Annotated in this window: 17 protein-coding genes and 1 pseudogene; 13 read left to right on the top strand and 5 right to left on the bottom strand. The window is 66.6% G+C overall.

Annotated elements, in window-relative coordinates; all coding sequences use genetic code 11:
* Positions 1-77: 77 nt before the first annotated feature.
* From AC1DT7_RS19780 to AC1DT7_RS19730, 11 genes are all read left to right on the top strand, one after another.
* Positions 78-2,564: a DegT/DnrJ/EryC1/StrS family aminotransferase gene (locus AC1DT7_RS19780; protein ID WP_478037895.1), complete on the top strand. Its 2,487-nt coding sequence runs from the start codon at positions 78-80 to the stop codon at positions 2,562-2,564.
* Positions 2,561-3,640 (top strand): glycosyltransferase family 2 protein, encoded by a 1,080-nt coding sequence (locus AC1DT7_RS19775; RefSeq protein ID WP_478037894.1) that lies wholly within the window; start codon positions 2,561-2,563, stop codon positions 3,638-3,640. The genes AC1DT7_RS19780 and AC1DT7_RS19775 overlap by 4 nt, the downstream gene beginning before the upstream one ends.
* A 113-nt stretch (positions 3,641-3,753) precedes the next feature.
* Positions 3,754-4,332: an ANTAR domain-containing response regulator gene (locus AC1DT7_RS19770; RefSeq protein ID WP_478037893.1), complete on the top strand. Its 579-nt coding sequence runs from the start codon at positions 3,754-3,756 to the stop codon at positions 4,330-4,332.
* A complete protein-coding gene (locus tag AC1DT7_RS19765; protein WP_478037892.1) occupies positions 4,329-5,537 on the top strand; it encodes an ABC transporter substrate-binding protein in 1,209 nt (402 codons plus the stop codon). Before AC1DT7_RS19770 ends, AC1DT7_RS19765 begins: the two co-directional genes overlap by 4 nt.
* 189 nt (positions 5,538-5,726) lie before the next feature.
* The gene (locus AC1DT7_RS19760; protein ID WP_478037891.1) at positions 5,727-7,040 is read left to right on the top strand and encodes a nitrate/nitrite transporter; all 1,314 of its coding nucleotides are present in this window, start codon (positions 5,727-5,729) and stop codon (positions 7,038-7,040) included.
* Positions 7,040-8,251 carry an alginate export family protein gene (locus AC1DT7_RS19755; RefSeq protein WP_478037890.1) on the top strand — a complete coding sequence of 404 codons (1,212 nt, stop codon included), beginning with the start codon at positions 7,040-7,042 and terminating at the stop codon, positions 8,249-8,251. The genes AC1DT7_RS19760 and AC1DT7_RS19755 overlap by 1 nt, the downstream gene beginning before the upstream one ends.
* A complete protein-coding gene (gene nirB / locus AC1DT7_RS19750; RefSeq protein WP_478037889.1) occupies positions 8,248-10,731 on the top strand; it encodes a nitrite reductase large subunit NirB in 2,484 nt (827 codons plus the stop codon). Before AC1DT7_RS19755 ends, nirB begins: the two co-directional genes overlap by 4 nt.
* The gene (gene nirD / locus AC1DT7_RS19745) at positions 10,731-11,072 is read left to right on the top strand and encodes a nitrite reductase small subunit NirD (protein ID WP_372857881.1); all 342 of its coding nucleotides are present in this window, start codon (positions 10,731-10,733) and stop codon (positions 11,070-11,072) included. The genes nirB and nirD overlap by 1 nt, the downstream gene beginning before the upstream one ends.
* A 79-nt stretch (positions 11,073-11,151) precedes the next feature.
* Complete coding sequence (locus tag AC1DT7_RS19740; protein WP_478037888.1) at positions 11,152-13,788, top strand: molybdopterin-dependent oxidoreductase; 2,637 nt, start codon at positions 11,152-11,154, stop codon at positions 13,786-13,788.
* Positions 13,781-14,560, top strand: coding sequence for a uroporphyrinogen-III C-methyltransferase (cobA, locus tag AC1DT7_RS19735; RefSeq protein WP_478037887.1), 780 nt, complete (start codon positions 13,781-13,783; stop codon positions 14,558-14,560). Before AC1DT7_RS19740 ends, cobA begins: the two co-directional genes overlap by 8 nt.
* Positions 14,553-15,776, top strand: coding sequence for a molybdopterin molybdotransferase MoeA (locus tag AC1DT7_RS19730; protein ID WP_478037886.1), 1,224 nt, complete (start codon positions 14,553-14,555; stop codon positions 15,774-15,776). The genes cobA and AC1DT7_RS19730 overlap by 8 nt, the downstream gene beginning before the upstream one ends.
* A gap of 9 nt (positions 15,777-15,785) precedes the next feature.
* Here AC1DT7_RS19730 and AC1DT7_RS19725 read toward each other — a convergent pair whose 3' ends face one another.
* The 3 genes from AC1DT7_RS19725 to AC1DT7_RS19715 all read right to left on the bottom strand — a co-directional run bounded on the left by AC1DT7_RS19725 (position 15,786) and on the right by AC1DT7_RS19715 (position 18,674).
* Positions 15,786-16,739 carry a PEP-CTERM sorting domain-containing protein gene (locus tag AC1DT7_RS19725; protein WP_478037885.1) on the bottom strand — a complete coding sequence of 318 codons (954 nt, stop codon included), beginning with the start codon at positions 16,737-16,739 and terminating at the stop codon, positions 15,786-15,788.
* A gap of 315 nt (positions 16,740-17,054) precedes the next feature.
* Positions 17,055-17,291: a hypothetical protein gene (locus AC1DT7_RS19720; RefSeq protein ID WP_478037884.1), complete on the bottom strand. Its 237-nt coding sequence runs from the start codon at positions 17,289-17,291 to the stop codon at positions 17,055-17,057.
* A gap of 36 nt (positions 17,292-17,327) precedes the next feature.
* Complete coding sequence (locus AC1DT7_RS19715) at positions 17,328-18,674, bottom strand: dicarboxylate/amino acid:cation symporter (RefSeq protein ID WP_478037883.1); 1,347 nt, start codon at positions 18,672-18,674, stop codon at positions 17,328-17,330.
* A 213-nt stretch (positions 18,675-18,887) separates the two neighbouring features.
* On the opposite strand from AC1DT7_RS19715, the gene AC1DT7_RS19710 reads away from it, so the two are divergent.
* Positions 18,888-19,100: a hypothetical protein gene (locus tag AC1DT7_RS19710; RefSeq protein ID WP_478037882.1), complete on the top strand. Its 213-nt coding sequence runs from the start codon at positions 18,888-18,890 to the stop codon at positions 19,098-19,100.
* 418 nt (positions 19,101-19,518) lie between these two features.
* Here AC1DT7_RS19710 and AC1DT7_RS19705 read toward each other — a convergent pair whose 3' ends face one another.
* Positions 19,519-20,379 (bottom strand): hypothetical protein, encoded by an 861-nt coding sequence (locus AC1DT7_RS19705; protein ID WP_478037881.1) that lies wholly within the window; start codon positions 20,377-20,379, stop codon positions 19,519-19,521.
* A gap of 197 nt (positions 20,380-20,576) precedes the next feature.
* Between AC1DT7_RS19705 and AC1DT7_RS19700 the strand changes: the two are divergent.
* Positions 20,577-21,105: pseudogene (locus AC1DT7_RS19700) on the top strand (IS3 family transposase); the annotation flags it as partial.
* Between the two features lie 23 nt (positions 21,106-21,128).
* On the opposite strand, the gene AC1DT7_RS19695 reads toward AC1DT7_RS19700, so the two are convergent.
* Positions 21,129-21,350: integrase core domain-containing protein (locus AC1DT7_RS19695; protein ID WP_478034659.1), on the bottom strand; the 222-nt coding region annotated here is incomplete at its 5' end.

Raw genomic sequence — 21,350 nt, 5'->3', positions numbered from 1 at the left:
GGGTGTAACGTCTTTTTAGCGGGTGCGGGACCATAGCTGCGGCGTTGCAACCCAAGTGGACAGGCCGGCCAACGCTCATGCATCGCTTTCCCCTCATCTCCCCGAACCCGCCGCGCCTCAGCGAGCATCTCGATGCCCTGAAGCGGGTCGAGCAATCGGGCATCTTCAGCAACAACGGCCCCGAGGTCCGTGCGTTCGAGGCGGAGGTGAACGAACAGCTGTTCGGCGGACAAGGCGCGAGCCTGGCCGTCGCCAATGCGACCCTAGGCCTGATCGTCGCGATACGCGAGGCGGCCGGCACCGACATGCCTGCCGGGCGGCTCGCACTGATGCCGGCACTGACCTTTGCCGCCACGGCCCAAGCCGCCTTGTGGGCCGGGCTGACTCCGCTGATCTGCGATGTCGACGCCGAGGACTGGGGCATGTGCCCGACCGAGGAAGAGCGGCTGTTGCGCCTTCATGGCGACCGGATCGGAGTCGTCGTGCCTTACGCGACCTTCGGCAACGCAATCGACCTCGACCGTTATGCCTGGCTGCAGCGCCGGTACGGCGTCGGCGTGGTCATCGATGCGGCGGCCTCGCTCGGCACGATCGACGACAGCGGCCAGGGCTTCGGCGCCGACGCGCCGTTCGCCGTCGTCCATTCGATGCATGCGACCAAGACCTTTTCGGTCGCCGAGGGCGGGCTGATCCATTCGGGCGACGTGACCCTGATCGAAACGCTGCGCGCGATGATCAATTTCGGGTTCCAGAGCGGCCGCAGTGCGACGGTGCCCGGCATCAACGCGAAGCTGCCCGAGATCCTGGCGGTCATGGCGCGCGCGAAGCTGACCGAGATCGACGCGATCTGCGATCATCGTGCCGCCATCGAGGACGCCTATCGCGACACGTTGAAGGACATGACGTTCCAGCGCGCATCGGGACGCAGGCGCGCCAGCCAGTTCATGCCCGCCGTCCTGAACGAGTCACTGGTCGGGCGGCGCGAGTCGATCACCGCCGGGCTGGCCGAAGCCGGGATCGGCTGCGGTCGCTATTTCAGTCCGCATCTTGGCGAACAGCCGCTGTTCAAATCGGTCGCCATGATCGAACCGACGCCGGTCGCGGATTCGATTTCGGCGCGGCTGGTGTCGCTGCCGGTCACCGATGCGATGACGCCCGCCGATGCCGTGACCATCGCCAATGTCTTCAACCGCCTCGCCACGCCGAGATCCGGCGCGCGAGCCCCCGCCGCGCCGCGCGACATGCCGATCGCCTCGATGCTGCTCGTCGGGGGTGGCCCCGCCGGGACCGCGCTGCTCACCGCCGCGACCAAGCGCGGATTGCTGCCGCAACTCGCCCAATCGGGCCTGGTGGTGGTCGAGCGCGATCCCGCGATCGGCCGGGGCCGGATCGGCCGCTACGCGATCAATTCGGATAGCACCGCCACGACCTTCCTCAGCGCGGTGAAGGACAATGTGCATCCCGAGCTGGCGGTGATCGCCAACGGCCCGATCGGGCGCGCCGTCGCACGGCATGACGGCGTCGAGGGTGTCCCGCTGGTAGAGGCAGGCCGGCTGGTGCGCGCCACCGGCGACCGGCTGACCGAGATCGTCACCGCCAATGGCGGATCGGTCCTGACCGGGCATGAAGTGATCGGCACGACGCGCACCCGCGAGGGGCTGTGGCGCACCAGATTGCGGCGCCTGGCCGACAGCACCGAGTTCGAGCAGCTTTCAAGCTCGGTCGTGATCGCGACGGGCGGTCACCAGCCGCTCGACCGGCTGGCCGGCCAGCGAGTCGCCGGCGTCTCTCTGCTGCATCAGGCCGGCGACCGGCTGATCCAGTCGGACGAGGTACTGGTCGAGGGTGGCATGGCCAGGGTCGGCGACCTCCTGTCCGGCAAGCGAAACCCGCGCATCGTGGTGATCGGCGGGTCGACCAGCGCGCTGGCGACGATCGTGGCGCTGCTGAAGAGCAAGCCGGCGATCCCGTTCGGCGCGGGCGGCGTCACCCTGCTGCACCGGCGGCCGCTGCGGCCCTTCTATCATTCGGTCGAGGCGGCGCATGCGGAGGGCTTTACCGATTTCGGTCCTGACGACATCTGCCCGGTAAGCGGCTTCGTCTATCGCCTTGCCGGGTTCAGGCTGGAAGCGCGCGAGCTGGTGCTGCGGATGCTCGAGATCGACGGCCGCATGCCCGATCCGCGCGTCCAGATTCATCAGGTGACGGGCGACGAGGATGGGGCCGCGCGCGCGCATCTCGCGGATGCCGACCTGGTCATCGCAGCGCTCGGCTATCGCCCGCGCGCCCTGCCGGTCAGCGACGCGAGCGGTGCGCCGATCGCGCTCTCCGCTCATGGTGACGGGCCGATGGTCGACCGGCATTGCCGGGTCTGCGACGCGAACGGAGAGCCGATCGCCGGACTGTACGGCATAGGGCTCGCGGCCGGCTTCGTGCCCTGGGGGGCGCTGGGTGGCGAGGCGAGCTTCCGCGGTCAGGCGAACGGCCTGTGGCAATGGCAGAATGATGTCGGGCTGATGATCGTCGACCAGGTACTCGGCATAAGCGAAAGGGCCGTCGCATGACGGTCTCCCCGACCGGGCCCGCGATCAGCGTCGTGATGGCCGCCTATAATGGCGCTGGCCTGATCGTGGAGACACTCGAAACGCTGAAGGCGCAGAGCTTCGGCGATTTCGAGGTGATCATCGTCGACGATTGCTCGACCGACGATACGCTGTCGGTCGCGCGCGGGTTCGACGATCCCCGCGTGCGTGTTATCGCGGCGGAGAAAAACCAGGGTGTCGTCGCTTCGCGCAACCGCGCCTTCAGCGAGGCCAGGGGCAGCTATATCGCGGCGCTCGATCATGACGATCTCTGCCACCCGCAGCGCTTCGCGAAGCAGGTCGCCTATCTCGAGGCAAATCCGGAGACGGTGCTGGTCGGCACCGCCGCGTCGATCCTGGAGAATGGCGCCGTGCTGCCCGGATCGCTCGCCGCGGTCACGACGCCGGCCCTTATCGAATGGCTGCTGCGCATCGAGAATCCGCTGGTCTGGTCGTCCGTGATGATGCGCGCCGATGCCGCGCGGAAGCTCGTCCCCTTCCAGCGGCCCGAAATGGTCTTTGCCGAGGATTACGACCTGTATCACCGTATCGGCCGGTTCGGCACGATCGCGCGGCTCGACGAGGAGTTGATGACCTATCGCCGCCACACCGGCAGCGCCTCGCAGACTCATACCGACAAGATGACCGGCCGTGCGACCGACGTTCTCGCGGCAGCCTATGCCGATTTGTTCGGTGACGAGGCGGCGGCAATCGCCGACCTGATGGTCAGATATGTCATGGGCCAGCGCCCGGTGCCCGACCGCGCGACCTTCCAGAAGCTGGGCGATGCGCTGGTGGCCCTGCAGGACGATTTCCTCGCGAGCCACCGACCCGACCCGCACAGCCGCAGCCTGATCCGCTGGGAGACGGCGCGGCGCTGGGCACGCATCGGCCGGGCCGGCCTGCGCACCGGCCAGATCGATCTTGGCGATGCGGTCGCGGTACGGCCCGACCATCTGGGGCTTGGCTATGCCGGGATCGACGACCTGGTGATGTCGCGGCTGGTAGGCACTGCCCGCGCGGTGCAGCGCAAGCTGGCGGCGCGCGCTGTCGGTTGACGGACGGGCGGTTGACGGACGGGCGGTTGACGGAAGGGCGGTTGACGTGAGGGGCAGTTGAACTTGCTGCCCCGGGCCGTCTATGCGGCGTCGCAGCAAGAAAGGCTGCCTTGGTGCGGATTGCCATCGTCGACGAAAGCGCCGCCCGAGCCGCGGTGATCGAGGAGGGCCTGCGGGATGCGGGCCTGACCGACGTCGCGCTGTTCAACGAACGCCTCGGCATCGCCGCACGGCTCGAGGCCTTTGCGCCTGATGTCGTGCTGATCAACCTCGCCAATCCGCACCGTGACGAGCTGGAGGAATTGTTCGCCCTGTCGCGCGCGATGGCGCGGCCGGTGGCGATGTTCGTCGACCAGAGCGACACCGCCGGCATGGAGGCGGCGATCGATGCCGGGGTCTCGGCCTATGTCGTCGACGGACTGAAGAAAGAGCGGATCAGGCCGGTGCTCGAACTCGCGATCCGGCGCTTCCGTGCCTATTCGCGGCTGCGCGCCGAGCTGGATGAAGCGCGCAGCGCGCTGGCCGAGCGCAAGGCGATCGACCAGGCCAAGGCGCTGCTGATGAAGAAACGCGGGATCGACGAGCCCGCAGCCTATGCCGCCTTGCGCAAGGCCGCGATGGATAGCGGCCGGCGGATCGGCGACGTGGCCGATGCGATCGTGACCGCCGACCGGCTGATGGGGGACCTATGAGCAACACGGTTTTCCGCATCGGCTTCCTCCCGCTGGTCGATGCGGCCCTGCCCATCCTGGCGCGCGAGCTCGGCTTTGCCGAGGAGGAGCGGATCGACCTGACGCTGGTGCGCGACATGAGCTGGGCGACGGTCAACGACCGGCTGCTTTACGGCCATAGCGATGCCGCGCATCTGCTGGCGCCGCTCGCCATCGCGACGACGCTTGGGCTTGGCCGGCCGGCGACGCCGATCTCCGTGCCGTTCGTGCTCGGGCTGAACGGCAATGCCATCACCTTGCGGCCGGATCTGGCGGCGCAGGTCACGACGGTCGGCGAGCCCGGAGACGTGGCGGCAATCGGGGCGAAGCTGGCAGCGATTGTGCGGGGCGGCGGCAAGCGACTGCGCTTCGCCGTGGTGCATCGTTATTCAAGCCATGATTACATGCTGCGTTACTGGCTGGTCGGCTGCGGCATCGACCCGGACCGCGATGTCGAGATCGTCACCGTCGCCCCGCCCTTCGCCGCCGATGCCCTGGCAAGCGGCGAGGTCGACGGCATCTGCGTCGGCGAGCCATGGAACAGCGTTGCGGTGGATCGCGGCGCGGGGGTGATCGTCGCGGTCACCTCGCAGATCTGGCTGCGCGGCGTCGAGAAGGTGCTGGCGATGCGCACGGCGCGGATGGAGGAGGATCCGGACCTCACCAATCGCCTGATCCGGGCGCTCTACCGGGCGGGTGTCGCGTTCGTCGATCCGACGCGGCTCGACGAGATCGCGGGCGTGCTCGCCCGGCCCGAATATCTGGATGGGTCCGCCGACCTGATCCGCCGCGCCATTTCCGATCAGATCTTGTTCGCGCACGGCCATGCTGCGATCCATGTGCCCGACTTCATGTTCCAGCACCGCGAAGCAGCAAACTTCCCGTGGGTCAGCCAGGCGGCATGGCTCTACGCGCAAATGTGCCTGGCCGGGCATACCACTGCCAATGATGCCGATTACCATGCAGCGCAGCATGTTTTCCGACCTGACGTCTATCGCGCAGCGCTTCGGCCGCTCGGGGTGCCGCTGCCGGGTGCCAGCTCGAAGCTGGAGGGTGGCATTGCCGACTCGCTCGGCGTGGGAACAACCCAGGGGCGCCTGATTCTCGGCGCCGACCGCTTCTTTGATGCGCGCAGCTTCGACCCTGATGCGCTCGAAACCTACCTGATGGGGACGAATCGGACCTGATTTACGCTGCGATGCAAAAAGGGCTTGCATCGGATCGCGATCCGCGTCAGCTTTCTGTCGATCGCCGGATCGCTGCAACGAGGTAGCACCCGGCACCACCGAAAATTTTGGCAAAGTCGCCGTCAGGCCCCGTTTCGCAACGGGCGTCGCGGCGGCTTTTTTGCGTTTGCTCGAAGGGGATCGAGGCAGATGACGCAAGCACAGACGCTGCAGGAGCGGCCGGTCGCCGAACAACGGCCATCCGTCACGACCATCGCCACCGGCAAGGGCGACTGTTCAGAGGCCGGGGGTTCAGAGGCCGGGAGTTTCTGGCAGGTTGGGCATCGGCCGACGCTGATCGCCGCTTTCCTTTATTTCGACCTCGCCTTCATGGTGTGGGTGCTGCTTGGCCCGCTCGCGCCGATCATTGCCGCCGATCTCCACCTGACGCCCGCAGAGAAGGGCCTGATGGTCGCGGTGCCGACGCTCGCCGGTGCGGTGCTGCGGCTGGTCAACGGCGTATTGGTCGACCGGATCGGCCCGAAGCTGACCGGAGCGATCGGCCAGATCATCGTCATCGCCGGGCTGCTGACGGCATGGGCATTCGGCATCAACAGCTTTGCGGGAACGCTTGCCGTGGGGGTCGTGCTCGGTTTTGCCGGGGCCAGCTTCGCCGTCGCCCTGCCCCTCGCCTCGCGCTGGTACCCGGCCGAGCATCAGGGCAAGGCGATGGGCATTGCCGGCATGGGCAATTCGGGCACCGTGCTCGCCTCGCTGTTCGCGCCGATGCTCGCCAAGTCCTTCGGCTGGAATGCGGTGTTCGGGCTGGCGACGATCCCGCTCGCCATTGTCTTCGTCCTCTACATGGCGATGGCCAAGGACGCGCCCGACCGTCCGGCGCCCAAGAAGCTCGCGGCCTATCTGGCCGTGCTCAAACAGGCCGATGCGTGGTGGTTCATGCTGTTCTACGGCGTGACCTTTGGCGGGTTCGTCGGCCTTGCCGCCAGCCTGTCGATCTACTTCACCGACCAGTTCGCGCTCAGCCCGGTGATGGCCGGTTACTGCACCGCCGCCTGCGTGTTCATCGGGTCGCTGGTGCGCCCGTTCGGCGGCGCGACGGCGGACAGGATCGGCGGCGTGAAGACGCTGACGGTCGTCTATGGCCTGGCGGCCGCGACACTGATCGCGATCAGCACGGCGCCGGTTTCCCTGGTGGGCACGATGGTGTTGTTCCTGCTGGTGATGGCCACCCTCGGCTTCGGCAATGGCGCGGTGTTCCAGCTCGTGCCGCAGCGTTTCCGCGCCGAGATCGGCGTGATGACCGGGCTTGTCGGATTCGGCGGCGGCGTGGGCGGCTTCTATCTCGCCTCTTCGCTCGGCTTCGCAAAGCAACTCACCGGCAGCACCGCGACGGGTTTCCTGATCTTTGCGGGGCTCGCGCTGATAGCCCTGGGCGGGCTGACCATGGTCAAGGCGCGATGGCGCAATACCTGGGGCGCAGCCGCCAACGGCGTGCGGATCTGATGCGCGCTTTCCCCATCCTGCTGGCGGGGCTGGTATCGACACCAGCCCTTGCCGACCCGGTAATCCTAAAGCCGCTGATCGATGCACGGCTGCGCTACGAGACTGTCGACCAGGATCCGCTGGCCCGCGACGCCGATGCCCTGACGCTGCGGATCCGCAGCGGCGTGGAGGCCAAGGCGGGCGATTTCGCGCTGCTGGCCGAGAGCGAGGCGACCCTCGCGCTGGTCGAGAAATACAATAACGGCCTGAACGCCAACACTGCTTTCCCGCTGGTGCCCGATGCGCAGAATGTCGAACTGAACCGGCTCCAGCTCCAGTATCGCGGCCTGCCGAAGACCGTCGTCACGGTCGGGCGGCAGCGGATCAATCTGGACGACCAGCGCTTCGTTGGATCGGTCGGCTGGCGCGACAATGAGCAGACCTTCGATGCGGCGCGGATCGAATGGTCGGGCATCGCGAACCTCAAGGCCGATGTGACCTATGCCTGGTCCGATCGCACCATCTGGGGGATCGATGGCGGCAATCGTTACGGTCCGGCGCGATACCAGGCGATCGGCGGCAACAATGTCTTCGCCAATCTGGCCTTCGCCACGAAGCTCGGCACCCTGACCGGCTTTGCCTATCTGGTCGACCAGGACCGGGCGCTGGTGCTACGCAACAGCAGCCAGACCTATGGCGCGCGCTTTGCGGGAGGCCATGCGATGGGGCCGAAGGTGAAGCTGACCTATCTGGCCAGCTATGCGCGGCAGAGCGATTATGGCCGCAACCCGAACCGCTATGCCGCCAGCTATTATGCGGGCGAGTTGGGGCTCGAGCTGGCCGCGTTCAAAGTCGGCGGCGGCTATGAGGTGCTCGGCGCCGATGGGGGCGCCGCATTGACCAGCTTCCAGACGCCGCTCGCGACCCTGCACAAGTTCAACGGCTGGGCCGACAAGTTCCTCGTCACCCCGCCCAATGGCCTGCGCGATGCCTATGCCTCGGCCGGCTATGGATGGAAGAAGGTCGGGCCCTTCGCCTCGATCGACCTGACCGCCGCGTATCACCGTTTCGATGCCGAGCGGATCGCCCAGCATTATGGCGACGAGATCGACCTGCAGGCGAGCGTCAAGCGCGGGCGGTACACCGCACTCGCCAAATACGCGTCCTACGACGCCGATCGCTTCGCGACCGATACGCATAAATTCTGGCTGTCCCTGGAGTGGGCGATATGACTGACAAACCGCACCTTATCGTCATCGGCAACGGCATGGCCGGGTGCCGCGCGGTGGAGGAAATCCTCGCGCGCGACGCAGGCAAATACCGCATCACGATCTTCGGTGCCGAGCCGCGGGTGAACTACAACCGCATCATGCTGTCGCCGTTGCTCGCGGGCGACAAGTCGTTCGAGGACATCGTGATCAACGATCACGCCTGGTATTCGGACAACGGAATCGACCTGGTTGCGGACGACCCGATCGTCGCGATCGACCGGGCGCAGCGTACCGTCACCGCCCGGTCGGGCCGGGTCGAGCAATACGACAAGCTGCTGCTAGCGACCGGTTCCGATCCCTTCATCATTCCGGTGCCGGGGCATGACCTGCAGGGTGTCGTCACCTTCCGCGACATGGACGATGTCGGCGCGATGCTGCGCGCTGCCTCGGCCGGTGGCGATGCGGTGGTGATCGGCGGCGGCCTGCTCGGGCTTGAGGCAGCGCATGGCCTGTGCCTGCGCGGGATGAAGGTGACGGTGCTTCACCTGATGCCGACCCTGATGGAGCGCCAGCTCGACGAGGCAGCCGGCTGGCTGCTGAAGGAGGAGCTCGAACGGCGCGGCCAGACGATCCTGACCGGGGCCGACACCGCCCAGATCATCGGCCAGGGCAAGGTCGAGGGCGTGCGGTTGAAGGACGGTCGCGAGATTCCGGCAAGCCTGGTCGTGATGGCGGTGGGCATCCGCCCCAATGTGAAGCTGGCGCGCGACGCCGGCCTCGCGATCGGACGCGGCATCCATGTCGACGATCATCTCGTCACCTCGGATGCCGACATCCTCGCGGTCGGCGAGTGCGTCGAGCATCAGGGCCAGGTCTACGGCCTGGTCGCGCCGCTGTGGGAGATGTGCCGCAGCCTTGCCGACGGACTGGTCGCGACGCCCAATGGCTATGGCGGGTCGGTCACCTCGACCAAGCTCAAGGTCTCCGGGATCGACGTCTTCTCCGCCGGCGATTTCTCGGGCGGCGAAGGCTGTGAGGATATCGTCATGCGCGACGCCGCGCGCGGCATCTACAAGCGCGTGGTGGTCAAGGACGACCGGCTGATCGGCGCGGTGCTCTATGGCGATACGCAGGACGGCAACTGGTATTTCGACCTGCTCAAGAGGCAGGAGGACGTCGCTTCGATTCGCGATGCCCTGATCTTCGGCCAGGCCTTCGCCTCGGGAGGAGGGGCATCGGCAAACCCTAATGCGGCAGTCGCAGCCATGGCGGACGACGCCGAGATCTGCGGCTGCAACGGCGTATCCAAGGGCAAGGTGGTCGCCGCGATCACAGGCGGCGCCTGCACGCTCGACGCGGTGCGGGCCTGCACCAAGGCTTCGGCCTCGTGCGGATCCTGCACCGGGCTGGTCGAGGGGCTGCTCGCGATCACCATGGGCGAAGATTATGCCGGGGAGCGCGCGGCGCCGACCGTCTGCAAATGCACGAGCTTCACCCATGAGGATGTCCGCCGGCTGATCATCGAGAAGCAGCTGAAAGCGATCCCGCAGGTGATGCAGGAACTTCACTGGACCACGCCCGATGGCTGCTCCTCCTGCCGCCCGGCGCTCAACTATTACCTGCTCTGCGCCTGGCCGGGCGAGTTCGTCGACGACAACCAGTCGCGTTTCGTCAACGAACGGATGCACGCGAACATCCAGAAGGACGGCACCTATTCAGTCGTGCCGCGCATGTGGGGCGGTGTGACCAACCCGAAGGAGCTGCGCGCGATCGCCGATGTCGCCGAGAAATATCAGGCGCGCATGGTGAAGGTGACGGGCGGCCAGCGGCTCGACATCTTCGGCATCAAAAAGGAGGACCTGCCCGCCGTCTGGGCCGATCTGAACGCCGCCGGCATGGTCAGCGGCCATGCCTATGCCAAGGCGCTGCGCACGGTGAAGACCTGTGTCGGCTCCGAATGGTGCCGCTTCGGCACGCAGGATTCGACCGGGCTGGGCATCAGGATCGAGCAGATGACCTGGGGCAGCTTTATGCCGCACAAGTTCAAGATCGCGGTGTCGGGCTGCCCGCGCAACTGCGCCGAGGCGACGATCAAGGACATCGGCGTGATCTGCGTCGACAGCGGCTATGAGCTGTCGATCGGCGGCAATGGCGGCATCAAGCTGCGCGGCACCGATTTCCTGTGCAAGGTTTCGACCGAGCAGGAGGCGATGGATTACTGCGCTGCCTTCATCCAGCTCTACCGCGAGGAAGCACGCTATCTCGACCGTACCGCGCCCTGGGTCGAGCGGGTCGGGCTGGACTATATCCGGCAGCGGATCGTCGACGACGAAGCCGGGCGCGAGGCGCTGCGGGCACGCTTCCTCTATTCGCAGAGCTTCATGCAGGACGACCCCTGGGCGAAGCGCGCCGCAGGCGAGGATTGGAAGCTGCACCAGCATCTTGCCGAGATCCGGCCGGCCCCCGCGCCTGTTCCCGTCCGTAAGCTGGAGATCGCGTGATGGAACCCGAATGGCTCGATATCGGACCGGTCGATCAGCTCCCGGCGCTGGGCGCGCGTACCCTGCCGGTGCGCGGCGGACGCGAGATCGCGATCTTCCACACCGCCAATGGCCAGGTCTATGCGCTGGCCAATCAATGCCCCCACAAGGCCGGGCCGCTCAGCCAGGGGATCGTGCACGACACGACGGTGACCTGCCCGCTGCACAACTGGCGGATCTCGCTGGTGACGGGCGAAGCGCTGGGGGCGGACAAGGGGTGCGTGCCGGTGATTCCGGTGAAGGTTGATGGTGGGCGGATCCTGATCGGGCGTGCGGCTGCGCTCGAGGGGGTTGCCGCGTGATACTCGACCTGCCCTTTCTTCCCCCCTCCCGCTTGCGGGAGGGGCCGGGGGAGGGCCTGTTCCGAGCAGGCGGCGCCTTATGACAGGCCCTCCCCTAACCCCTCCCGCAAGCGGGAGGGGGATTTTAAGCGAGACGAGCGTCAGAACGACCTGTCCCTATTGCGGTGTGGGCTGCGGCGTCCTCGCAACCCACACAGGCGACCGCACCGCCAAAATCGCCGGCGACCCCGACCACCCCGCCAATCGCGGCAAGCTCTGCTCCAAGGGCACGCATCTCGGCGAGACGATCGGCCTCGAAGGCCGGTTGCTACACCCCATGATCGGGTCGGAGAGGGCCGGCTGGCACGAGGCGCTAGACCTCGTTGCCAGCCGTTTTGCCGCGACGATCGCCGAATATGGCCCGGACAGCGTCGCCTTCTACGCCTCGGGCCAGATGCTGACCGAAGATTATTACGTCGCCAACAAGCTGATGAAGGGGTTCGTCGGCACCGCCAATATCGACACCAATTCGCGGCTGTGCATGGCGAGCGCGGTGGCGGCGCATGTCCGGGCATTCGGCGAGGATGTGGTGCCGTGCAGCTATGACGATCTCGACGCCGCCGACCTGATCGTCCTGGTCGGGTCGAACACCGCCTGGTGCCATCCGATCGTGTGGCAGCGGATCGAGGCGGCACGCGCCGCGCGCGGCACGAAGCTGGTGGTGATCGACCCGCGCCGCACCGAGACGGCCGAGCGTGCGGACCTGCATCTTGCCATCGCGCCGGACAGCGACGTCGCGCTGTTCGCCGGGCTGCTGGCAGAGATGCAATCGACCTGGCGGCTCAACGGGCGTTATCTCGCCGAGCATGTCGCGGTGCCCGAGGGCTTCTGGAAATCCCTGCCGGCCGCCGATGTGGCGAAGGCGTGCGACATCGCACCCGCCGATCTCCAGGCGTTCTACGACCTGTTCGCCGAGCATCCGCGCACCGTCACCCTGTTCAGCCAGGGCGTGAACCAGTCGACCAGTGGCACCGACAAGGCCAACGCGATCATCAACCTGCACCTTGCGACGGGCCGGATCGGCAAGCCCGGCGCGGGACCGTTCAGCATCACCGGCCAGCCCAATGCGATGGGCGGGCGCGAAGTCGGCGGGCTCGCGTCGATGCTGGCGGCGCATATGGGCTTCAGCGAGGCCGAGCGCGACCGGGCACAGCGTTTCTGGCAATCGCCGACCATCTGCCCCGGCCCCGGCCTCAAGGCAGTCGACATGTTCGACGCGATGGCCAAGGGCAGGATCAAGGCGGTGTGGATCATGGCGACCAATCCCGCCGTCTCGTTGCCCGATGCGCGGCTGGCGCGGATCGCGCTGGCCAATTGCCCGTTCGTCGTGGTCTCCGATTGCATCGCGGCGACCGACACCAGCTTCTACGCCCAGGTGAGGCTGCCGGCGACGGGGTGGGGCGAGAAGGACGGCACGGTCACCAATTCCGAACGCCGCGTCTCGCGCCAGCGTGGCTTCATGGCGCCGCCAGGCGAGGCGCGCCCCGACTGGTGGGCGATCGCCGAGGTGGCGAAGCGCATGGGCTTTGCCGGCTTCGACTATCCCGATGCGGCGAGCATCTTTCGTGAGTTCGCCGCGCAGACCGGGTTCGAGAATGACGGCGCGCGGGTGCTGGATATCTCGGACAAGGCAGCAATCAGCGCGGTCGAGTATGACGCGATGATGCCGTTCCAATGGGGCGGTGCGTCGCCCTTCGCGGCGCGGGGTTACGCCACGCCCGACGGCAAGGCGCGGCTGGTGCCGGTCAGCCATGTGCCGCGCGACGACGGCAACCGCGCCTTTCCGCTGCGGCTCAACACCGGCCGCTATCGCGACCAGTGGCACACGATGACGCGCACCGGCCTGTCGCCAAAGCTGTCGCAGCATCGCCGCGAGCCATTGGTCGAGATCCATCCCGACACCGTCCGGCGGCTCGGCCTGGAGGATGGCGGGCTGGCGCGGGTCGAGACCGCGCAAGGATCGAGCATCTTCCGGGTCGCCAGCACGCCCGATCAAAGACGGCGCGAGCTGTTTGTGCCGATCCACTGGACCGACCAGACCAGCGGCGGCGGCCGGGCTGGGCTGTTGCCGGCGCAGGACCGCGATCCGGTGTCGGGCCAGCCTGGGTTCAAGAACACGCCCGTGACGGCGAGCGCCTATAAGCCAGGTTGGAACGGCTTCCTGCTCTCGCGCGACCTGCCGGCCATGCCCGACTGCGCCTATTGGACGCGCATCCGCACCGCCGCCGGGTGGCTGGTCGAGCTGGCGGGCGACGGCGATATCGCGCCCCTCACCGCGCTGCTGCCCGAGGGCGAGCGGGCCGAAATGATCGATCCCAAGCGCGGCGTGATCCGGTCTGCGGTGATGGCCGACGGTATGCTCCAGGCTGCCCTGTTCGTGTCGCGCAGCGGCGGACTGCCGCCGCGCGACTGGCTGATCGCGCAACTCGGCGCGGCGGGTGCGGCCCCCTTCGAGCTGCTCGCCGGGCGACCCGCGACGCCGGCACCCGACCGCGGCAGGATCATCTGCGTCTGCTTCGATGTGGGGCTCAACACCATCCTCGACGCGATCGCCGGGCAGCGCCTCGTCAGCGTCGAGGCCGTCGGCGCCGCGATCAACGCCGGCACCAATTGCGGGTCGTGCCGTCCCGCCATCGCCGCCCTGCTCCCCCCACAAAAGGAAGCCGCTTATGGTTGAGCTCGTCGCCCCAGGCGAGGTCTGGCTGGTCGGTGCCGGCCCCGGCGATCCCGACCTGCTGACCCGCAAGGCCGAACGGCTGATCGCTGCTGCCTCGGTCGTGTTTCACGATGCGCTGGTCGGGCCCGGCGTGCTCGACCTGATTCCGCCGCATGTGCGCCGCGTGCCCGTCGGCAAGCGCGCCGGACGGCACTCGCGGAGTCAGGAGGCGATCAACGCGCTGCTGGTCGAGGCGGCGCTCGACGGCGAACGGGTGGTGCGGCTGAAGGGTGGCGACCCGTCGGTCTTCGGCCGGTCGGCCGAGGAAATGGACGCGCTCGCCATGGCGGGCATACGGGCGCGGATTTGCCCCGGCATCACCGCGGCAAGCGCCGCCGCCGCAAGCGCGGGCGTATCGTTGTCGCTGCGCGGATCGGCGCGGCAAATCCGTTTCGTCACGGCGCAGGCGCGCGCGGGCGAGGCGATTGATCTCGACTGGGCGGCGCTGGCCGACCGGCAAGCGACGCTCGTTTTCTATATGGGTCGGGATTCAGCGCCCGAGATTTGCCGCAACCTGATCGGACACGGCCTCTCCGCCGCCACGCCCGTGCTGATCGCCCGGGATGTGAGCCTGGCCAGGGAGCAGCTGGTCCATACCCGGCTCGACCTGTTGCCGATCGCGATCGGCGAAGCGAGCGGTGGGCCGGCGCTGATCCTGATCGGCGAGGCGATGCGAGCCCGGCGCGCGGCCGATCTGGAGATGATCCTGGACGCGGCACGCCGGCATGTCTGACCTGGCATTCGCGATCCGGCCGCCCCTGCCCTGCCATGCGACGATCGATTTCGAGACGGCCATCGCACGCCTGGCGGCGGGCACGCCCCCGCTTGGGGAAGAGCGTGTGGCGCTTGCCGACGCTGCTGGACGGGTGCTGGCCCGGCCGGTGGTGGCCCGGCTCGATTCCCCGCGGGCCGATCTGGCGGCAATGGATGGTTATGCGGTCGGCGAGGCACGCACCGCTGCGCATCTCGGGGTCGTCGGCGAGTCGTTCCCCGCCCGCCCCTATCGCGGTGCGATCGGACCGGGTGAGGCGGTGCGGATCTTCACCGGCGCGCCGATGCCGCGCGGAGCGGACCGGGTGATCGTGCAGGAGTTGGCGGTTCGGCGGGGCGACCAGGTCGCTGTCCCCGCCGCCGAAGGGCGCCGTCATGTTCGGGCGCGGGGATCCGATTTTGCAGCGGGCGCCGTGCTGCTTCCCGCCGGCCGGCGGCTCGATGCCCGTGCGATGCTGGTCGCAGCGGCGGCGGATGCCGCAACGCTGACGCTGTGGCGCCGGCCGCGCGTCTTCATTCTCGCGACGGGCGACGAACTGTCGCGACCGGGCCTGGCCAGCGGCGGCGCGTTGTCGATCCCCGACAGCCTGTCGCTCGCCATCGCCTCGCTTGCGACCGAATGGGGCGCGGTGATCTCGGGCGTGGCATTGGTGTCTGACGATGGAGAGGCGATCGGGGTCATGGCCCGATCCGCGATGGCGCAGGCCGATGTCCTGATCGTCACCGGTGGGGCCTCGGTCGGCGATCGCGACTTCTCGCGGGGCGCCCTGGGCGCGCTTGGGCTCGACCCTGTGTTTGCCGGCGTGGCGATCAAGCCGGGCAAGCCCGTCTGGCTTGGCCGGGTGGGCAGCACCAAGGTGCTGGGACTGCCCGGCAATCCGACCGCCGGGCTGGTCACGGCGCGGCTGTTCCTCGCACCGTTGCTCTGCCTCCTGACCGGCCGGTCGGCTTCTTCAGCGCTGGGTTGGCGGCCCGCGATATTGGATGCCCCGCTCGACGCAGCGGGCAATCGTGAAAGCTTTCTCTGCGGCACCTGGGACGGGGCCGTGGTGCGGGCGCTCGACGGTCAGGCTGCATCGTCGCAGGCAAGCCTGGCGGCGGCCAATGTGCTGATCCGGCGGCAGCGCGATGCTCCGCCCACTCAGCCGGGCGATGCCGCCATGATCCTGGATTTCTGATCGGAGCGCTCAGCGCCCCGCCTTCTCCGCCTCGATCTGCCTGAAGGCGATGTCGCGCAGCGATGCCGCCAGACGCGGCGACAAGCCGAGATCGTCGGCCGCCTTCTCTTTTGCGCCAAGCGAGCGGGGATCGAGCCCGGTGACCTTGCCGAACACCATCAGCGCTTCGAGATAATAGCCCGCAATGCTCGCGTGATACTGGTCATAGGTCCAGAGATCGACCTTGCCGAAATCGGTCCCGTCATATGGATTGGGATCGGCGACCCCTTCGGAAAAGGCGCGATTCCATGCCTCGCCGACCGGGATGATGCCATCGATCGTGCGATTGGCCAGCGCGAGATTGGCGCCGGTGCGCAGGTCGAGCGCCATGGCGGTGATCGGCTTGCCGAACCAATGCCCCCTGGGCCGATAGGTTTCGTCGGCGCGCGACCAGGTCGAGCTGAACTCGATCCGCACTGTCGGATTGCGCTGGCGGAACATGGCCGCCAGCAGCCTTGAATAGGTCAGCAGCAAGCCGGGATCGCCGGGTTTGGTGCTGTCGAGCGTGCTGAAGTCCTGCAGCACGACCACGTCCCATCTGCGGTCGAGCAACGCACGCCGGGTCTCGTAATGGAAGTCGAGGCCCTTGCCGCCCTGGGTCTCCAGGCTCACGGTGTAGTTGAGCCCGGCTTCCTGGGTCATCAGCTTGAAGATCGCCGGAACGCCGCCCGTGCCGTCATTCGTCAGGTCGGTCACCGTGTCGGGGCGATAGCGGCGTACTGCCGAGTGCGCGCCCTGGGTGAAGCTGTTGCCGACGAACAGGATCGTCTTCGCCGGTGCCGCCGGTACCGTGGCGACCGCCAGCGGGCGAGCGGGCGCCCGCGCCTGCGCGCGCGCAGTGGCAGGTGCCAGCAGCGCGAACGATGCCGCCAGCAGGAACCCGAACTCGCCCGTCTTCATCCCAATCTTTCTCAAACCCGTCATCCTCAAAACTTCTTGCCGATCGATCCGTACCAGTAACGGCCATAGGGATTTTGGAGCGAGCCGAAATAGCCGTCAGCGGTCATCGGCGGCTTCTTGGCGAACAGGTTGCGGGCGCAGATCGTTGGTCGCGGTAGAGGCTCCGTCGCCCGAAAGCTGCGCGGTAAGCATCGTGTCATCGAGATAGGGCGACACATTGCCGCGGCCCGGGGCGAAGTCTGCGCCGGCAAAGCCGGTGATCTGAATTTCCTTGCGGTGACCGGATGCGACACGAGGCGACGGCCATTGGGCAGCACCAGCGTGTTGCCGACGTCCAAGCTACGCAGGTTGATCGTCGCCGGTCAGCGCACCGATCGCATCGATCTGCTTCGAATCGAGCACTGCGATGGGCAGCGCGGCAGTGACCTTTGATCCGCGGATTTGGGAGTGGCCGACGAGGATGTGCTTTTCGGGCGTGGCCTCATCGGCCGGAGCGGCGCTTCCAGCGCCGGGCGCTCGATACCGCTGGGGCGGCGAAGGCGTTCCGTCGAGCAACGTCGCGGATCGGATTGCCATGGTCATTTCCTCTCCCCATTTTCTTGTTTTTTTCGATCATCCGGCTGGCGTCCCCCCGATGTCCGGCGCGATCACCGCCTCAGGCGGCAGCGGGTGTCCGGCCATCGCCGCCGCGAGGCGATCACGATCGAGCGCCCCCTCCCAGCGGGCGACCACCACGGTCGCGACGGCGTTGCCGATGAAATTGGTCAGGCTGCGGCATTCCGACATGAAGCGATCGACGCCGAGGATCAGCGCCATGCCGGCGACCGGCACCGAGGGCACGATCGACAGGGTCGCAGCCAGGGTGATGAAGCCCGCCCCGGTCACCCCTGCCGCGCCCTTCGAGCTGAGCATCGCGACGAGCAACAGGGTGACCTGCTGCCAAAGCGTCAGGTCGACATTGCAGGCCTGGGCGATGAACAGCGCCGCGAGCGTCATGTAAATATTGGTGCCGTCGAGATTGAACGAATAGCCGGTCGGCACGACCAGCCCAACCACGCCCTTGTCGCAGCCTGCGGCCTCCATCTTACCGATCAGGCTGGGCAGCGCCGCCTCCGACGAGGAGGTGCCAAGCACGAGCAGCAGCTCGGCGCGCAGATAGACGATCAGCCGGACGATCGAGAAACCGTGCAGCCGCGCGACGGTGCCGAGCACCACCAGCACGAAGAGCAGCGAGGTAAGGTAGAAGGTCGCGACCAGCGCGCCGAGATTGACCAGCGAGCCGACGCCGTATTTGCCGATGGTGAAGGCGATGGCGCCGAACGCGCCGATCGGCGCAGCACGCATCAGGATGCCGACCAGGCGGAACACGATCAGGGCGAGCCGCTCGATAAGCTCGAGCACCGGCTCGGCCGGCTTGCCGACCAGCGACATGGCGATGCCAAACAGGATCGCCACGAACAGCGTCTGCAGGATCGACCCTTCGGTCAGCGCCGACACCATCGTCGTCGGGATGATTTCCATCAGGAAGCCGGTGACGGTGGTTTCATGGGCCTTGTGCGCGAAGTCGGCGACCGCCTTGGGATCGAGCGTCGCCGGATCGATGTTCATGCCGCTGCCCGGCTCCACGACATTGGCCACGATCAGCCCGACGATCAGCGCCAGGGTGGAGAAGAACAGGAAATAGCCGAACGCCTTGGCGGCGACCCGGCCAACCGAGGACAATTCCCGCATGCCGGCAATGCCGCTGACCACCGTCAGGAAGATCACCGGCGCGATGACCATCTTGACCAGCTTGATGAAGCCGTCGCCCAGCGGTTTCAAGGCGATCGCGACGTCCGGCCAGAAATGGCCGAGCACGGCGCCGGCCAAAATCGCGACCAGCACCTGCACATACAGATGCTGCCATAAAGGCGCACGCACAGGAGGTCGGTCGGTTGCAGTGGCGACGGTGATCGTCATTCAGTCCCTCTCGGCGCAAACACGCGCTGTCGGCCGCTTTCTGGTCAACGGCTGGCTGTGAAAATACGGCTCCAGAAAGCCGGTGGCGAGAGTTTTGAAAGTTTAGATCAAATACTTGATATTATGGCATAAAACTGATTTTCGATGAAATAGGGCAGCGTAGAATGTGCGGATTCCACACATGACGAATGCCTTTCGTGTGGTATTTTGCCCATGATGGCCAGTCGTCCAAGACCTATCAGAATCCGGCTCGTCGAGCGCTATAGAGGAGGCATTACGCGCGACTGGGGCAGCGTGGCCGCAGTGCCGCCGCTGCTCGGCATCCCGCGCAAGACCTTCTATGACAAGGTCGCGCGGCTTGGCATCAAGATTGAGGATTTCCGGGACCGCCCGGCGAACGGGACGCGCAGCAGGAAGCCGGATTAGGGGCGCCGATTGCCCGGTCGGCACGCGGGGGGCGGCCGGCCCGGATCTCGGTTTTCCGCGGCATGTTTCATCACGCATAGCGGCCCGCGAAACGATTGCGTTGCGGGCTGTTTGGTTGTTTGTTGTGGGCATAAGAACACCGGTTTTTTTGGCGTCCGGGTTTGACGTTGGTTGTGGGGAGGCGCGCAGGCCGCCCCCGACATTCTTCGTCTGTTCCAGTCTGGTACAACGAGGTGAGCCAGCAGATGTTGCAGGGCCGTGCTAAACTGGCGGGCGCTCGAGGCCCAACCGAGCGACGCCGGGTGGGAACAGGCTGTTATGCCATACGGTGGGATCGTGACGTCCTGCCGCTAGCCCCGGCGAGCAGCTAGAGTGATTAGCCGCGTCGACCAAGGCGCGACGGCGATTTTTGCGATATCTACTCGCGCCGTTTGACCTCAATATCGCGGATCTTCTGCCAGGTCAGTGCACTGATCAGGCGCCCGTCATCGACGGTGTACCAGTCGACCACGGCCATGCTGTGCTCGACGCGGAAAACGTTGTAGCCGTTCTCGCTGCGGACGAAGGTGATTTTGCGGGGCCAGCCATAGCTGGCGACCAGCTTGCTTTCGGCAACGCGTTTGGGATCGGCAATGCGTTTGAGCGCGGGACTGAGGAACACCATTTGGGGATTGAGCGTGCTCAGCCAATAGCCCTGGATGGTCGACCAGAGCAGCGCGATCGAGCGGCCGTGCGGATCGGCCACCACGGGCGTGAAGCGGATCGAATCGTAGATGCGCGCCGCGTCGGCCGGGACCGGCCCCTTGTCGTCCCAATACCAGTAGAAGCCGTACAGCCGATTGTCGCGCACCACCATCACCGAGCGCTTCGTGACGCTGCCGCCGATAATATCGCGCGTAAAGGAGTAGACGATCTCCGCCGCGGGCTGGCCCTGGAAATTGAAGACGCGGTTTCGCACGATCTTGACGTCGTCGCGATTGGCAATGTCATCCTTTGCCTGGGTCTGGAACAGGCTTGTCGGATCTTCAGCCTCACTGGCGCTCAGCGCGCGTGTGTCGAACTTGAAGGAACTGCAGCGTCCGTCGACCGTTTTGCCCAGTCGAACATTTTCGTCGATGGCCATGTAGGATCGACCGTCGACGATCCCATAATCCGGCGCGTTATCCGAATCGGCCTCGACCGACAGCCCGACCGATGGGTAGTTCAACTTCTGCCACTGGCGCGGCGCACACTCCATCTGCGCGGCGGCCGGGGCGGCTGCCGTCATCGCCGCGATCAATGCCGCCAGCAGGACACCGACATACCGGCCATATCCCAACATCACCATTCCCCCGCAGCTCTGCGCGCCAGAAGCACGACAGGCGCGCCATTGGAAGGCCCCTCTGCACCAAAGGGCGACAATTCGCCGCCCAGATCGGAGCCGCAGCGCTCCTGCCCGCTCGCGGCAGATCGCCTCTAGGCGAAAGACGCGGATGCTTGTGGGTATCGGACTTCACCTATGTCGCGACCTTGGCGGGCTTCGTCTACGTGGCCTTTGTCATCGACACCTACGCCAGGCGGATCGTCGGCTGGCGAGCCATCAGGACGGCGCATGCCAGCTTCTCTCGATGCTCTGGAACGGGCGTTCGCGATCGCCGGCCGGCCCACCGGGGGGCCCGTCCATCATAGCGACCGCACGTCGCAATACGTGTCCATAAAGTACACCGAACGCCTCGCCGAAGCTGGGATCGAGCCGTCGGTTGGGAGTGTTGGCGATAGCTACGACAACGCTTTGGCCGAGACCATCAACGGGCTTTACAAGGCCGAAGTGATCCACCGCCGCGGGCCGTGGCGCATCTTCGAAGCGGACGAGTACGCCACGCTGGAATGGATCGACTGGTTCAACCATCGTCGGCTGCTCGAACCCATCGGCAACATCCCGCCTGTCGAAGCTGAAAAGCAATATGTAGATTTTCTATGGTCTACCATCGCGCGGCTGAGCGTCTGGGAGGGTTGTTGCGTTTGACGTGCTCCCCTGAGTGTTACCACTCAGAGATAGAGTCCTTGCCCTTTGTGCGGGCTGGTTGCTGACATGGCAACGGCCATGGGGGCATGCCCCCATGGCCGTTGGCCGGCGATCTCGGCGGGAGTTTTTCCGCCCAGTTTCGAGTGCGGCCTGACATTGTTGTAATCGTCCCGCCAGGCCGCCAATATCCGGCGCGCATGCGCCAGTGACCTGAACAGCGTCTCGTTCAGACATTCGTCGCGCAA

It is taken from the genome of Sphingomonas sp. P3_C6, assembly GCF_056402595.1.
The sequence above is the reverse complement of the archived record's forward strand: the minus strand, read 5'-3'. Positions and strand labels throughout refer to the sequence as shown.